The following is a 15573-nucleotide window of genomic DNA, read 5'->3' as shown; positions in this document are numbered from 1 at the left end:
TCGTACTCGACGTGCGAGGTGTTGATGGTGATACCGCGCGCCTTCTCTTCCGGAGCGTTGTCGATCTGGGAGAAGTCACGAGCAGCGCCACCCCAGGTGTCCGCGCAGACCTTGGTCAGGGCAGCGGTCAGAGTGGTCTTGCCATGGTCGACGTGACCGATGGTGCCGACGTTGACGTGCGGTTTGTTACGTTCAAATTTCTCTTTAGCCACGACAGTGAACCTCTTGCTAAAAGGGCTGAATCAAGCTTGCTTCTTAACCAGTGCTTCGACGATGTTCGACGGAGCTTCGGCGTATTTGGAGAATTCCATGGAGTAGCTCGCGCGACCCTGGGACATGGAACGTACGTCGGTAGCGTAGCCAAACATCTCGCCCAGCGGAACTTCGGCGCGAATGACCTTGCCGGACACGCTGTCATCCATACCCTGGATCAGGCCACGACGACGATTCAGGTCACCCATCACGTCACCCATGTACTCCTCCGGAGTCACGACCTCGACCTTCATGATCGGCTCGAGAACCTTGCCGCCGCCTTTCTGGGCCAGCTGCTTGGTTGCCATGGAGGCAGCGATCTTGAACGCCATCTCGTTGGAGTCGACGTCGTGGTAGGAACCATCGAACACGGCCGCCTTCAGGCCGATGAGCGGATAGCCGGCAACAACGCCGTTCTTCATCTGCTCTTCGATACCCTTCTGGATCGCCGGGATGTATTCCTTCGGAACCACACCACCCACGACCTCGTTGGTGAAGACCAGGCCTTCGGTGATGTTGCCCTTATCGTCCACGTCCGGAGCCGAGAAGCGGATCCAGCAGTGACCGAACTGGCCACGACCGCCGGACTGGCGAACGAACTTGCCTTCGATCTCGACGCCATCCTTGGAGATGGTTTCGCGGTAGGCCACCTGCGGCTTGCCGATGTTGGCGTCAACGTTGAACTCGCGCTTCATGCGGTCAACGATGATATCCAGGTGCAACTCACCCATGCCGCCAATGATGGTCTGACCGGACTCTTCGTCGGTCTTGACGCGGAACGACGGGTCTTCCTGGGCCAGCTTGCCCAGAGCAATGCCCATCTTTTCCTGGTCGGCCTTGGTCTTCGGCTCGACGGCAACGTGAATTACCGGCTCCGGGAAGTCCATGCGCTCGAGGACGATCTGCTTCTCGAGATCGCACAGGGTGTCACCGGTGGTGACGTCCTTCATGCCGATCAGGGCCGCGATGTCGCCGGCGCGGACTTCCTTGATCTCGTCGCGCTGGTTGGCCTGCATCTGCACCATACGGCCGACGCGCTCTTTCTTGCCCTTGACCGAGTTGACCACCGAGTCGCCGGAAGACAGCACGCCCGAGTAGACGCGAACGAAGGTCAGGGTACCAACGAAGGGGTCGGTGGCGATCTTGAACGCCAGAGCTGCGAACGGCTCGTCGTCGGACGACTTGCGCTCGTCGACCTTCTCGTCGTCATCCGGATGAACGCCTTTGATGGCGTCAACTTCGTCCGGAGCCGGCAGGTAGTCGATCACGGCGTCGAGAACCAGCGGGACGCCCTTGTTCTTGAACGAGGAACCGCAGACGGCCGGAACGATCTCACAAGCCAGGGTGCGCTGACGCAGGCCTGCCTTGATCTCCTCGTTGGTCAGATCGCCCTCTTCGAGGTACTTGTTCATCAGCTCTTCGTTGGCTTCGGCGGCTGCCTCGACCATGTTCGAGCGATATTCGGCAGCAAGGTCAGCCATCTCCGCCGGAATCTCTTCCTCGCGGTAGGTCATGCCCTTGTCTTCGTCGTTCCAGTAGATCGCCTTCATCTTGATCAGGTCGACCTGACCGACGAAGTTCTCCTCGGCACCGATGGCCAGCTGGACCGGCACCGGGGTGTGACCCAGGCGCTTCTTGATCTGCTCGACCACGCGCAGGAAGTTAGCGCCCTGGCGGTCCATCTTGTTGACGTAGACGATACGCGGAACGCCGTACTTGTTGGCCTGACGCCATACGGTTTCCGACTGCGGCTCAACGCCGGAGGTGCCGCAGAACACCACGACAGCGCCGTCGAGAACGCGCAGGGAGCGCTCTACTTCAATGGTGAAGTCCACGTGACCGGGGGTATCGATCACGTTGACGCGGTAGTTGTCGTACTGGCCGCGCGAACCCTTCCAGAAGGTGGTCACGGCAGCGGAGGTGATGGTGATACCACGCTCCTGCTCCTGCACCATCCAGTCGGTGGTCGCGGCACCGTCGTGCACTTCGCCGAGCTTGTGGTTCACGCCGGTGTAGAACAGTACCCGCTCGGTGGTGGTGGTCTTACCGGCATCCACGTGGGCGCAGATACCGATATTACGGTAGCGGTTGATAGGTGTAGTACGGGCCACGGTAGGGTCCTCGCTAGATGAATGCGCTTCTTAGAAACGGTAGTGCGAGAAGGCCTTGTTGGCTTCGGCCATGCGGTGCACGTCTTCACGCTTCTTCACAGCGGCGCCCTTGCCTTCGGCAGCGTCGATCAGCTCGCCTGCCAGACGCAGAGCCATGGACTTCTCACCACGCTTGCGCGCGTAATCCACCAGCCAGCGCATGGCCAGGGCGTTACGGCGGGACGGGCGAACTTCGACCGGAACCTGGTAGGTAGCACCGCCGACACGGCGGGACTTCACTTCGACCAGCGGAGCGATGGCGTCGAGTGCTTTCTCGAAGGTTTCCAGGGGATCGACGTTCTTGCGCTGCTTGACGGTTTCCAGGGCACCGTAAACGATGCGCTCGGCCACGGCCTTCTTGCCGCTTTCCATCACGTGGTTCATGAATTTAGCCAGGATCTGGCTTCCGTACTTCGGATCAGCCAGGATTTCACGCTTGGCCGCTACACGACGTCTTGGCATTGATAAGCCCTCAAACGGTCTTCAGGTTAGCTCGGGACACGCCCGACCTTACTCTTATCGACTCGACAAAAATGAATTCGGAAAATTACTTCGGACGCTTGGCGCCGTACTTCGAACGACCCTGCTTACGGTCCTTCACGCCGGAGGTATCCAGCGAACCGCGCACGGTGTGGTAACGCACACCCGGAAGGTCCTTCACACGACCGCCGCGGATCAGCACGACGCTGTGCTCCTGGAGGTTGTGACCTTCACCACCGATGTAGGAAGCGACTTCGTAGCCGTTGGTCAGGCGCACACGGCAGACCTTACGCAGCGCCGAGTTCGGCTTCTTCGGGGTGGTGGTGTAAACGCGGGTGCAAACGCCGCGGCGCTGGGGGCAGTTCTGCAGCGCAGGCACGTCGCTCTTTTCAGAGACGCGCTTGCGCGGCTGGCGCACCAGCTGGTTGATAGTTGCCATCTACTAGCTCCACTGATTGTCTTGCGACACAAAAATTTCGCGAGGCGAAACGCCCCGCGAGATTAAGGGGTGCATGAGTCTAAAGAGCTTGACACCCCTCGTCAAGGCACCCCCGGCCGCCTAAGCGACCGGGGGTAGCACTCACTTTTCGCCGAAGTTGAGCAGCGCTTCGGACAGCTGGGCTTCCGCCTCGCTGGCGCTGACGCGCTGCGGCTTCTCGGCATCGCGCTTGCGCTTGCGCTCGCTGTGGTAGGCCAGGCCGGTACCGGCCGGGATCAGGCGACCGACCACCACGTTCTCCTTCAGGCCGCGCAGGTAGTCGCGCTTGCCGGTGACCGCCGCCTCGGTGAGGACGCGGGTGGTCTCCTGGAAGGAGGCCGCAGAGATGAACGACTCGGTGGACAGCGAGGCCTTGGTGATACCCAGCAGGACGCGCTCGTACTTGGCGACGAACTTGTCCTCGACGGCCAGACGCTCGTTCTCTTCCAGCACCTGGGTCAGCTCGGCCTGGTCGCCCTTGATGAAGCTGGAGTCGCCCGACTCGCTGATCTCGACCTTGCGCAGCATCTGGCGCAGGATGGTCTCGATGTGCTTGTCGTTGATCTTCACGCCCTGCAGGCGGTACACGTCCTGGATCTCGTTGACGATGTACTTGGCCAGCGCGCTGACACCCAGCAGGCGCAGGATGTCGTGCGGGTTGCTCGGACCGTCGGAGATCACTTCGCCGCGGTTCACCTGTTCGCCCTCGAAGACGTTGAGGTGACGCCACTTCGGAATCAGCTCCTCGTACGGTTCGCTGCCGTCGGTCGGAGTGATCACCAGGCGACGCTTGCCCTTGGTTTCCTTGCCGAAGCTGATGGTGCCGCTGATCTCGGCGAGGATCGACGGCTCCTTCGGACGACGGGCCTCGAACAGGTCGGCGACGCGCGGCAGACCACCGGTGATGTCGCGGGTCTTCGAGGTTTCCTGCGGGATACGCGCAACCACGTCACCCACGTTCACCTTGGCGCCGTCGGTCAGGTTGACCAGGGTCTTGGCCGGCAGGAAGTACTGCGCGACCACGTCGGTGCCCGGCAGCAGCAGGTCCTTGCCGTTGGCGTCGACCAGCTTCACCGCCGGACGGATCTCGCGACCGGCAGCCGGACGCTCGTTGGGATCCATCACCTCGATGTTGGTCAGACCGGTCAGCTCGTCGGTCTGCCGGCGGACGGTGATGCCCTCCTCCATGCCGACGAAGGTCACGGTACCGGCCATCTCGGTGATGATCGGGTGGGTGTGCGGGTCCCACTTGGCCACGATGGCGCCGGCCTCGACCTTGTCGCCCTCCTTGACCGAGATCACCGCACCGTAGGGCAGCTTGTAGCGCTCGCGCTCGCGACCGAAGTCGTCGGCCACCGCCAGCTCGCCGGAGCGGGACACCGCCACCAGGGCGCCGTCGGCACGCTCGACGTGCTTCAGGTTGTGCAGGCGGACGGTACCGCCGCTCTTCACCTGGATGCTGTCCTGGGCCGCACTCCGGCTGGCCGCACCACCGATGTGGAAGGTCCGCATGGTCAGCTGGGTACCCGGTTCACCGATCGACTGGGCGGCGATGACGCCGACCGCTTCGCCGATGTTGACCTGATGACCGCGGGCCAGGTCGCGACCGTAGCACTTGGCGCAGATGCCGTAGCGGGTTTCGCAGGTGATCGGCGAACGCACGATCACTTCGTCGACGCTGTTCAGCTCGAGGAAGTCGACCCACTGCTCGTCGATCAGGGTGCCGGCCGGCACGATGATCTCGTCGGTGCCCGGCTTGGGCACGTCGCGGGCGATCACGCGGCCGAGCACGCGCTCACCGAGCGGCTCGACGATGTCGCCACCCTCGATGTGCGGGGTCATCAGCAGACCCTGCTCGGTGCCGCAGTCGATCTCGGTCACCACCAGGTCCTGGGCCACGTCGACCAGACGACGGGTCAGGTAACCGGAGTTCGCGGTCTTCAGTGCGGTATCCGCCAGACCCTTACGGGCACCGTGGGTGGAGATGAAGTACTGCAGTACGTTCAGCCCCTCACGGAAGTTGGCGGTGATCGGGGTCTCGATGATCGAGCCGTCCGGTTTGGCCATCAGACCGCGCATGCCGGCCAGCTGGCGGATCTGCGCCGCGGAACCCCGCGCACCGGAGTCCGCCATCATGTACATGGAGTTGAAGGACTCCTGGTCGACCTCGTTGCCCTCGCGGTCGATGACCTTCTCCTTGGAGAGGTTGGCCATCATCGCCTTGGACACTTCGTCGTTGGCCTTCGACCACAGGTCGATCACCTTGTTGTACTTCTCGCCCTGGGTCACCAGGCCGGAGGCGTACTGGGTCTCGATCTCCTTCACCTCGGCGGTGGCGGCGTCGATGATGCGCGCCTTGGCTTCCGGGATGACGAAGTCGTTGACGCCGATCGACACGCCGGAGATGGTCGAGTAGGCGAAGCCGGTGTACATCAGCTGGTCGGCGAAGATGACGGTGTCCTTCAGACCGACCACGCGGTAGGCGTGGTTGATCAGCTTGGAGATCGCCTTCTTCTTCATCGACTGGTTGACCACGTCGAACGGCAGGCCGGCCGGAACCACCTGGAACAGCAGCGCGCGGCCGACGGTGGTGTCGACGATGCGGGTGTTCCTGGTGATCACGCCACTGTCGCGATCCTTGACCACCTCGTTGATGCGCACCTTGACCTTGGCGTGCAGGGACACTTCGCCGGCGCGGAACACGCGGTCGACTTCCTGCAGGTCGGCGAACACACGGCCCTCGCCCTTGGCGTTCACCGCCTCGCGGGTCATGTAGTACAGGCCGAGCACCACGTCCTGCGACGGCACGATGATCGGCTCGCCGTTGGCGGGCGACAGCACGTTGTTGGTCGACATCATCAGCGCACGCGCTTCCAGCTGGGCCTCGAGGGTCAGCGGGACGTGCACGGCCATCTGGTCACCGTCGAAGTCGGCGTTGTACGCGGCGCACACCAGCGGGTGCAGCTGCAGGGCCTTGCCTTCGATGAGCACCGGCTCGAACGCCTGGATGCCCAGACGGTGCAGGGTCGGTGCACGGTTGAGCAGCACGGGATGTTCGCGGATGACTTCGGCGAGCACGTCCCAGACCTCGGGCAGCTCGCGCTCGACCATCTTCTTGGCCGCCTTGATGGTTGTCGCCATGCCCTTGGCTTCGAGCTTGCCGAAGATGAACGGCTTGAACAGCTCGAGGGCCATCTTCTTCGGCAGGCCGCACTGGTGCAGGCGCAGGGTCGGGCCGACGGTGATCACCGAACGGCCGGAGTAGTCGACGCGCTTGCCGAGCAGGTTCTGACGGAAGCGGCCCTGCTTGCCCTTGATCATGTCGGCCAGGGACTTCAGCGGGCGCTTGTTGGAGCCGGTGATGGCACGGCCGCGGCGGCCGTTGTCCAGCAGGGCGTCCACGGCTTCCTGCAGCATGCGCTTCTCGTTGCGCACGATGATGTCCGGCGCGGCCAGGTCGAGCAGGCGCTTCAGACGGTTGTTGCGGTTGATCACCCGGCGGTACAGATCGTTGAGATCGGAGGTCGCGAAGCGGCCGCCATCCAGCGGCACCAGCGGACGCAGGTCCGGCGGCAGCACCGGCAGGACGGTCAGCACCATCCACTCCGGCTTGTTGCCGGAGCCCTGGAAGGCTTCCATCAGCTTGAGGCGCTTGGACAGCTTCTTGATCTTGGTCTCGGAGTTGGTCTGCGGGATTTCCTCGCGCAGGCGGCCGATCTCGTGCTCCAGATCGATGGCGGCGAGCAGCTCGAATACCGCCTCGGCGCCCATGCGCGCGTCGAAGTCGTCACCGTGCTCCTCGAGAGCCTCGAAGTACTGCTCGTCGTTGAGCAGCTGGCCCTTCTCCAGCGGGGTCATGCCCGGATCGATGACCACGTAGCTCTCGAAGTAGAGCACGCGCTCGATGTCGCGCAGAGTCATGTCCAGCAGCAGGCCGATACGGGACGGCAGCGACTTGAGGAACCAGATGTGGGCGACCGGCGAGGCCAGCTCGATGTGGCCCATGCGCTCGCGGCGCACCTTGGCCAGGGCGACTTCCACGCCGCACTTCTCGCAGATCACACCGCGGTGCTTGAGGCGCTTGTACTTGCCGCACAGGCACTCGTAGTCCTTCACCGGGCCGAAGATCTTGGCGCAGAACAGGCCGTCACGTTCGGGCTTGAAGGTACGGTAGTTGATGGTCTCCGGCTTCTTCACTTCGCCGAAGGACCAGGAGCGGATCATCTCGGGCGACGCCAGGCCGATACGGATGGCATCGAACTCTTCGATCTGACCCTGGTTTTTCAAAAGGTTAAGCAGGTCTTTCAAGGCCTTTCCTCCTCACGGAGCCGGCGGCAGGCTCGCCTGCCGCCGGTACGCGTCGCGGGTTATTCGGTTTCCAGCTCGATGTCGATGCCGAGCGAACGGATTTCCTTGATCAGCACGTTGAAGGACTCGGGCATGCCGGCCTCCATGCGGTGATCGCCATCCACGATGTTCTTGTACATCTTGGTCCGGCCGTTCACGTCGTCCGACTTCACGGTCAGCATTTCCTGCAGGGTGTAGGCGGCGCCATAGGCTTCCAGCGCCCAGACCTCCATCTCCCCGAAACGCTGGCCACCGAACTGCGCCTTGCCGCCCAGCGGCTGCTGGGTGACCAGGCTGTAGGAGCCGGTGGAACGCGCGTGCATCTTGTCGTCGACCAGGTGGTTCAGCTTGAGCATGTACATGTAGCCGACGGTGGTCTTGCGCTCGAAGGCGTTGCCGGTGCGGCCGTCGTACAGCTGCATCTGGCCGCTCTCCGGCAGATCGGCCAGCTTGAGCATGGCCTTGATCTCGCGCTCCTCGGCACCGTCGAACACCGGCGTGGCCATCGGCACGCCCTTGCGCAGGTTCTCGGCCAGGGCGAGGACTTCCTGATCGCTCAGGCTGTCCAGATTCTCCTGGCGACCACCGATCTCGTTGTAGATCTGGTGCAGGAACTGGCGCAGTTCGGCGACCTTGCGCTGCTCCTCGAGCATGCGGTTGATCTTCTCGCCCAGGCCCTTGGCCGCGAGGCCCAGGTGGGTTTCGAGGATCTGGCCGACGTTCATCCGCGACGGTACGCCCAGCGGGTTGAGGACGATGTCCACCGGAGTGCCATGCTCGTCGTGCGGCATGTCCTCGACCGGCATGATCACCGACACCACACCCTTGTTACCGTGGCGGCCGGCCATCTTGTCGCCCGGCTGGATGCGGCGCTTGATCGCGAGGTAGACCTTGACGATCTTCAGCACGCCCGGCGCCAGGTCGTCGCCCTGCTGCAGCTTGCGCTTCTTGTCCTCGAACTTGTCGTCGAGCAGCTGACGGCGGTCGGAGATATAGGCCTGAGCCTTCTCCAGCTGCTCGTTCAGCGCCTCTTCGGCCATGCGCAGCTTGAACCACTGGCCGCGCTCGAGGCCGTCGAGGTACTCGTGGGTGATCGCGCTGCCCTTCTTCAGGGCGGCCGGGCCACCTTCGGCCACCTGGCCGACCAGCGCGCTGCGCAGACGCTCGAAGGTGGCGCCTTCGACGATGCGGAACTCCTCGTTGAGGTCCTTGCGGATCTCGTCGAGCTGCTGCTTCTCGATCGACAGGGCACGCGAGTCGCGCTCCACGCCGTCGCGGGTGAACACCTGCACGTCGATGACGGTGCCCTTGGTGCCGGTCGGCACGCGCAGGGAGGTGTCCTTCACGTCGGACGCCTTCTCGCCGAAGATCGCGCGCAGCAGCTTCTCTTCCGGAGTCAGCTGGGTCTCGCCCTTCGGGGTGACCTTGCCGACCAGGATGTCGCCGGCCTGCACCTCGGCACCGACGTAGACGATACCGGCTTCATCCAGCTTGTTCAGCGCAGCCTCACCAACGTTCGGGATGTCCGCGGTGATCTCCTCCGGGCCGAGCTTGGTGTCGCGCGACACGCAGGTCAGTTCCTGGATGTGGATGGTGGTGAAGCGGTCCTCCTGGACCACGCGCTCGGACAGGCAGATGGAGTCTTCGAAGTTGAAGCCGTTCCACGGCATGAACGCCACGCGCATGTTCTGACCCAGCGCCAGTTCGCCCATGTCGGTGGACGGACCGTCGGCCATGATGTCGCCGCGCGCCACCACGTCACCCTTGCTGACCAGCGGACGCTGGTTGATGCAGGTGTTCTGGTTGGAGCGGGTGTACTTGGTCAGGTTGTAGATGTCGACACCCGCTTCGCCGGTCTCGACCTCGTCGTCGTTGACCCGCACCACGATGCGGCTGGCGTCGACCGAGTCGATCACCCCGCCACGACGGGCCACCACGCAGACGCCGGAGTCACGGGCGACGTTGCGCTCCATGCCGGTACCCACCAGCGGCTTGTCGGCACGCAGGGTCGGCACGGCCTGACGCTGCATGTTCGAACCCATCAGCGCGCGGTTGGCGTCGTCGTGCTCGAGGAACGGAATCAGCGAGGCCGCGACGGAAACCACCTGCTTGGGCGAAACGTCCATCAGGGTGACGTCTTCCGGCGCCTTCACGGTGAATTCGTTGAGGTGACGCACGGCCACCAGCTCGTCCACCAGCTGCCCCTGCTCGTTGAGGGTCGCCGAGGCCTGGGCGATGACGTGGTTGGCTTCCTCGATCGCCGACAGGAAGACGATCTCGTCGGTCACCTGGCCGCCCTTGACCACGCGGTACGGGCTTTCCAGGAAGCCGTACTGGTTGGTGCGCGCGTAGGTGGCCAGCGAGTTGATCAGGCCGATGTTCGGACCTTCCGGCGTCTCGATCGGGCACACGCGGCCGTAGTGGGTCGGGTGCACGTCGCGCACTTCGAAGCCGGCACGCTCGCGGGTCAGACCGCCCGGGCCGAGTGCGGAGACGCGGCGCTTGTGGGTGATCTCGGACAGCGGGTTGTTCTGGTCCATGAACTGCGACAGCTGGCTGGAACCGAAGAACTCCTTGATCGCGGCAGCCACCGGCTTGGCGTTGATCAGGTCCTGCGGCATCAGGCCTTCGCTTTCGGCCATCGACAGGCGTTCCTTGACCGCACGCTCGACGCGCACCAGGCCGACACGGAACTGGTTCTCGGCCATCTCGCCGACACAGCGCACGCGGCGGTTGCCGAGGTGGTCGATGTCGTCGACGATGCCCTTGCCGTTACGGATGTCGACCAGGGTCTTCAGCACGTCGACGATGTCTTCGCGGCTGAGCACGCCCGGGCCTTCGATCTCTTCGCGACCGATGCGGCGGTTGAACTTCATGCGGCCGACCGCGGACAGGTCGTAGCGCTCGGCACTGAAGAACAGGTTGTTGAACAGGGCTTCGGCGGCATCCTTGGTCGGCGGCTCGCCGGGACGCATCATGCGATAGATCTCGACCAGCGCTTCCAGCTGGTTGGAGGTCGAGTCGATCTTCAGGGTATCGGAGATGAACGGGCCGCAGTCGATGTCGTTGGTGTACAGGGTCTCGATGCGCACCACCTGGGCCTTGGCGATCTTGGCCAGCAGGTCGACGGTCAGCTCGGTGTTGCACTCGGCGATGATCTCGCCGGTGGCCGGATGCACGATGGCCTTGGCCAGGGTGCGGCCCAGCACGTAGTCCAGCGGGACTTCCAGCAGCTTGATGCCGGCCTTTTCCAGCTGGTTGATGTGACGCGCGGTGACGCGGCGGCCCTGTTCGACGATGACCTTGCCGGTCTCGTCCTTGATGTCGAAGCCGGCGATCTCGCCACGCAGACGCTGCGGTACCAGCTCGAGGCTCAGCGACTGATCCTTGAGGTGGAACACGTTGGTGTCGTAGAAGGCATCGAGGATTTCCTCGGTGCCGTAGTTCAGCGCGCGCAGCAGCACGGAGGCCGGCAGCTTGCGGCGACGGTCGATACGCACGAACACGGCGTCCTTCGGATCGAACTCGAAGTCCAGCCAGGAGCCGCGGTAGGGAATGATGCGTGCGGAGTACAGCAGCTTGCCCGAGCTGTGGGTCTTGCCCTTGTCGTGGTCGAAGAACACGCCCGGCGAACGGTGCAGCTGGGAAACGATGACACGCTCGGTACCGTTGATGATGAAGGTACCGTTCTCGGTCATCAGGGGGATTTCCCCCATGTAGACTTCCTGCTCCTTGATATCCTTGATCGCCTTGCTCGACGATTCCTTGTCGAAGATCATCAGACGCACTTTCACGCGCAGCGGCACGGCGAAGGTCACGCCACGCAGCACGCATTCCTTGACGTCAAATGCCGGCTCGCCCAGGCGATAGCCGACGTATTCCAGGGCAGCGTTGCCGGAATAGCTGATAATCGGGAAAACGGACTTGAAGGCCGCGTGCAGGCCGACGTCGCGGAGCTGCTCCTTGCTGGCGCCCGCCTGCAGGAATTCGCGATACGAATCCAGCTGGATGGCCAACAGATACGGCACATCCATGACGTCCGGCAACTTGCTAAAGTCCTTGCGGATACGTTTTTTCTCAGTGTATGAGTAAGCCATCAGCGTTCCCCAGCTTGGTCACCTGCTTGTTTGGCCTCTCCGACGGGAGTAGCCGGAAAATCGTGCAAACCCTCGGTTTGCGACCACCCTGCGGGGTGGTGATCACGTCACGGGCGGCGGGCCGTGCCAGGCCACCCATAACGGAAAAAGGCCGGTGGCAATAGCCACCAGCCATCAGTCCGAAATCAGTTCGCGGACTGTCGACGCAATGTCGGCTCAGCTTACTTGAGCTCGACCTTGGCGCCGGCTTCTTCCAGGGACTTCTTGGCCGCTTCGGCCTCTTCCTTGGAGACGCCTTCCTTCACCACGCCCGGAGCGCCGTCGACCACAGCCTTGGCTTCTTTCAGGCCCAGACCGGTCAGCTCGCGCACGACCTTGATGACGTTCACTTTCTTCTCGCCGGCATCGGCCAGAACGACGGTGAACTCGGTCTGCTCTTCGACGACAGCAGCAGCAGCGGCCGGACCGGCAGCAACGGCAGCAGCGGCGGTGACGCCGAACTTCTCTTCCATCGCCTTGATCAGTTCGACAACCTGCATCACGGACATTTCGGATACGGCGTTGATGATATCTTCGTTGGTCAGAGCCATGACTCTATTCCTGTATTGGGTGACGGCCTGAAGGCCATCTTATTGACAAAAAAGGTTGGGAAGGGTCCTAGGCGCCTCAGGCAGCCTCGGCTTCCTTCTTGTCGCGAATCGCCGCCAGGGTACGAGCCAGCTTGCTGGTAGCGCCCTGGATGACGCTCATCAGCTGGGACACGGCTTCGTCGTAGGTCGGCAGGGTAGCCAGCACGTCGATCTGGTTGGCTGCGATCAGCTTGCCTTCGAAGGCAGCGCCCTTGATCTCGAACTTGTCCTGACCCTTGGCGAACTCCTTGAAGATGCGGGCGGCAGCGCCCGGATGCTCGTTGGAGAATGCGATCAGGGTCGGGCCCTTGAACACGTCGCCCAGCACCTCGAATTCGGTGCCTTGGACGGCGCGGCGAGCCAGGGTGTTGCGCACGACTTTCACGTACACACCGGCTTCACGGGCCTCTTTACGGAGTCCGGTCATGGCGCCCACGGTCACGCCACGGGCATCGGCCACGACAGCGGACAGGGCAGCTTTGGCAGCCTCGTTGACTTCAGCGACAATGGCCTTCTTGTCTTCGAGCTTAATTGCCACGGGTTTACTCCTGGATGTTACCGTTTCGCCCAGCCGGGGCCGGGCGGGTTTTGGTGTCTGATTCGGCAAACGAATCGGGAGCACCATCTGCGTAGGCTGGTGATTTAAGGCTTGCGCCGCCTACGGTCTTGGATAGCCCCCGCCAGGCAGGGACCCCAATAGGTTGGATGCGCCGGCCAGCCGGCGCATCCCTGTATCACGCGTCCAGGGAAGCCTGGTCGATCTGCAGGCCCGGACCCATGGTGGTGCTCAGGGTCACGCGCTTCATGTATACGCCCTTGGAGGCGGACGGCTTCAGGCGCTTCAGATCGGACAGCAGGGCTTCGACGTTCTGCTTGAGGGCAGCCGGAGCGAAGTCGACTTTGCCGACGGAGGCGTGGATGATGCCGTTCTTGTCGGTACGGAAGCGAACCTGACCGGCCTTGGCGTTCTTCACCGCGGTGGCCACGTCCGGGGTCACGGTGCCGACCTTCGGGTTCGGCATCAGGCCGCGCGGACCGAGGATCTGGCCCAGCTGGCCCACGACACGCATGGCGTCCGGGGAAGCGATGACCACGTCGTAGTTCAGGTCGCCGCCCTTCATCTCGGCAGCCAGCTCGTCCATGCCCACGCGGTCGGCGCCGGCAGCCAGAGCGGCTTCGGCAGCCGGGCCCTGGGTGAACACGGCAACGCGCACGCTCTTGCCGGTGCCGTTCGGCAGCACGGTGGCGCCACGCACGACCTGGTCGGATTTACGCGGATCGACGCCCAGGTTGATGGCGACGTCCACGGATTCCTTGAACTTGCTGGAAGTGGACAGCTCGGCCAGCAGGGCAGCGGCCTCTTCGAAACCGTACTGCTTGCCAGCGACAACCTTCTCGGCGATCGCCTTCTGGCGCTTGGTCAGCTTAGCCATTACACACCCTCCACGTTCAGGCCCATGCTACGCGCGGAACCGGCGATGGTACGCACGGCCGCATCCAGGTCAGCTGCAGTCAGATCGGCCTGCTTGGCCTTGGCGATCTCTTCCAGCTGTGCACGGGTAACGGTGCCCACTTTCTGGGTGTTCGGACGAGCGGAGCCACTGGTGATGCCCGCTGCTTTTTTCAGCAGCACGGCAGCCGGGGTGCTCTTGATCTCGAAGGTGAAGCTGCGGTCGCTGTAGACGGTGATGATCACCGGAGTCGGCAGACCCGGCTCCATGCCCTGGGTGCGGGCATTGAAGGCCTTGCAGAATTCCATGATGTTGACGCCGTGCTGGCCCAGGGCCGGACCGACCGGCGGCGACGGGTTGGCCTGTGCGGCCTTCACTTGCAGCTTGATATAAGCCGTGATTTTCTTAGCCATCTGCTACTCCAGTTGCGGGTACATGCGCCTTGCGGCTCCCCGGTTGCTTTTCGCGTTTTTCCCAGTGACAACAAAACCCCGCAGCCTGCGGCTGCGGGGTCGGGATCCCTTGCGCTCAGGCCTTCTCGACCTGACCGAACTCCAACTCCACCGGAGTGGAGCGACCGAAGATGAGCACGGCCACTTGGATCCGGCTCTTTTCGTAGTTGACCTCTTCGACGACGCCGCTGAAGTCGGCAAACGGGCCGTCGATGACACGCACCACTTCGCCCGGCTCGAACAGCGTCTTCGGACGCGGCTTGTCGCCGCTGTCGGCTACGCGACGCAGGATGGCCTCGGCTTCCTTTTCGGTGATCGGCGCCGGCTTGTCCGCGGTGCCACCGATGAAGCCCATGACGCGCGGGGTATCCTTGATGAGGTGCCAGGTCCCCTCGTTCATCTCCATCTGCACCAGCACGTAGCCGGGGAAGAACTTGCGCTCGCTCTTGCGCTTCTGGCCATTGCGCATCTCCACCACTTCTTCGGTGGGAACCAGAATCTCGCCGAACTGGTCTTCCATGCCGGCCAGCTTGACGCGCTCGATCAGCGAACGCATTACATGCTTTTCGTATCCCGAATAGGCATGCACAACATACCAACGCTTAGCCACAGTGCACCCTTAACCGACGATCAACGAAACCAGCCAACCCAGCAGCGAGTCCAGCGCCCACAGGAGCAGGGACATCAGCAGCACCACGGCCACCACGATCAGCGTGGTCTGGGTGGTTTCCTGGCGGGTCGGCCATACGACCTTGCGAATCTCGGCACGCGCTTCCTTCACCAGAGCAAAGAAGGCGCCACCCTTGACGGTTTGCAGCGCAACAAAGAAGGCGCCGCCAGCCAGCACCAGAATGCCGAGCACGCGATACAGGATGGGTTCAGCTGCGAAATACTGATTCCCCACTACGGCAACCGCCACCAGCAGGGTGACGACGACCCACTTGAGGACATCGAGGCGGGAATCTTTGCTTTCAGCCTTGGCGTTCATCTGCAAGGACCTTGTGAAGGGTGCCAGATTCGAGAAATCTGGCAGGCCAGGAGGGAATCGAACCCCCAACCTGCGGTTTTGGAGACCGCCGCTCTGCCAATTGAGCTACTGGCCTGTGACTTAGTCAGGCCGGCTACTATACCGGCCCAACCGAGAAAGATCAACTACTTATTCGATGATCTTGGCAACCACGCCGGCGCCGACGGTACGACCGCCTTCGCGGATGGCGAAGCGCAGGCCGTCTTCCAT

The 15573-nt window shown here is 63.0% G+C and carries 12 protein-coding genes, 1 tRNA gene and 1 pseudogene; all 14 read right to left on the bottom strand.

The features are described 5' to 3' along the window. Window positions 1-212, bottom strand: a 212-nt coding sequence (locus tag E5198_RS17220; RefSeq protein WP_256659179.1) for a GTP-binding protein, incomplete at its 3' end; no start/stop codon positions are given. 30 nt (window positions 213-242) lie between these two features. Beyond that, window positions 243-2363, bottom strand: a complete 2121-nt coding sequence (gene fusA, locus E5198_RS17215) for an elongation factor G (protein ID WP_136491185.1) — start codon at window positions 2361-2363, stop codon at window positions 243-245. Between the two features lie 30 nt (window positions 2364-2393). Next, window positions 2394-2864, bottom strand: a complete 471-nt coding sequence (rpsG, locus tag E5198_RS17210) for a 30S ribosomal protein S7 (RefSeq protein WP_090313836.1) — start codon at window positions 2862-2864, stop codon at window positions 2394-2396. An 85-nt stretch (window positions 2865-2949) separates the two neighbouring features. Further along, entirely contained in the window at window positions 2950-3321 is a 372-nt protein-coding gene (rpsL, locus tag E5198_RS17205; protein WP_090350228.1) for a 30S ribosomal protein S12, read from the bottom strand. A gap of 141 nt (window positions 3322-3462) precedes the next feature. After that, the gene (gene rpoC / locus E5198_RS17200) at window positions 3463-7668 is read right to left on the bottom strand and encodes a DNA-directed RNA polymerase subunit beta' (RefSeq protein WP_136491184.1); all 4206 of its coding nucleotides are present in this window, start codon (window positions 7666-7668) and stop codon (window positions 3463-3465) included. Between the two features lie 59 nt (window positions 7669-7727). Then, entirely contained in the window at window positions 7728-11804 is a 4077-nt protein-coding gene (gene rpoB / locus E5198_RS17195) for a DNA-directed RNA polymerase subunit beta (RefSeq protein ID WP_136491183.1), read from the bottom strand. 221 nt (window positions 11805-12025) lie between these two features. Further along, the gene (rplL, locus tag E5198_RS17190) at window positions 12026-12394 is read right to left on the bottom strand and encodes a 50S ribosomal protein L7/L12 (protein WP_136491182.1); all 369 of its coding nucleotides are present in this window, start codon (window positions 12392-12394) and stop codon (window positions 12026-12028) included. Window positions 12395-12470: 76 nt separating this feature from the next. Beyond that, window positions 12471-12971 (bottom strand): 50S ribosomal protein L10, encoded by a 501-nt coding sequence (gene rplJ, locus E5198_RS17185; protein WP_136491181.1) that lies wholly within the window; start codon window positions 12969-12971, stop codon window positions 12471-12473. Window positions 12972-13167: 196 nt separating this feature from the next. After that, window positions 13168-13866 (bottom strand): 50S ribosomal protein L1, encoded by a 699-nt coding sequence (gene rplA, locus E5198_RS17180; protein WP_136491180.1) that lies wholly within the window; start codon window positions 13864-13866, stop codon window positions 13168-13170. Then, window positions 13866-14297, bottom strand: a complete 432-nt coding sequence (rplK, locus tag E5198_RS17175) for a 50S ribosomal protein L11 (protein WP_136491179.1) — start codon at window positions 14295-14297, stop codon at window positions 13866-13868. The genes rplA and rplK overlap by 1 nt, the downstream gene beginning before the upstream one ends. Window positions 14298-14412: 115 nt before the next feature. After that, window positions 14413-14946 (bottom strand): transcription termination/antitermination protein NusG, encoded by a 534-nt coding sequence (gene nusG, locus E5198_RS17170; RefSeq protein ID WP_136491178.1) that lies wholly within the window; start codon window positions 14944-14946, stop codon window positions 14413-14415. 9 nt (window positions 14947-14955) lie between these two features. Next, window positions 14956-15324, bottom strand: coding sequence for a preprotein translocase subunit SecE (gene secE, locus E5198_RS17165; RefSeq protein ID WP_136491177.1), 369 nt, complete (start codon window positions 15322-15324; stop codon window positions 14956-14958). A 39-nt stretch (window positions 15325-15363) separates the two neighbouring features. Next, window positions 15364-15439, bottom strand: a tRNA-Trp gene (locus E5198_RS17160). Between the two features lie 53 nt (window positions 15440-15492). Next, a pseudogene (locus tag E5198_RS17155) lies at window positions 15493-15573 on the bottom strand (elongation factor Tu); the annotation flags it as partial.

This window comes from Pseudomonas sp. A-1 (assembly GCF_004801855.1).
Taxonomy (GTDB): Bacteria; Pseudomonadota; Gammaproteobacteria; order Pseudomonadales; family Pseudomonadaceae; genus Geopseudomonas.
This window is presented reverse-complemented; position numbering and strand designations above follow the sequence as displayed.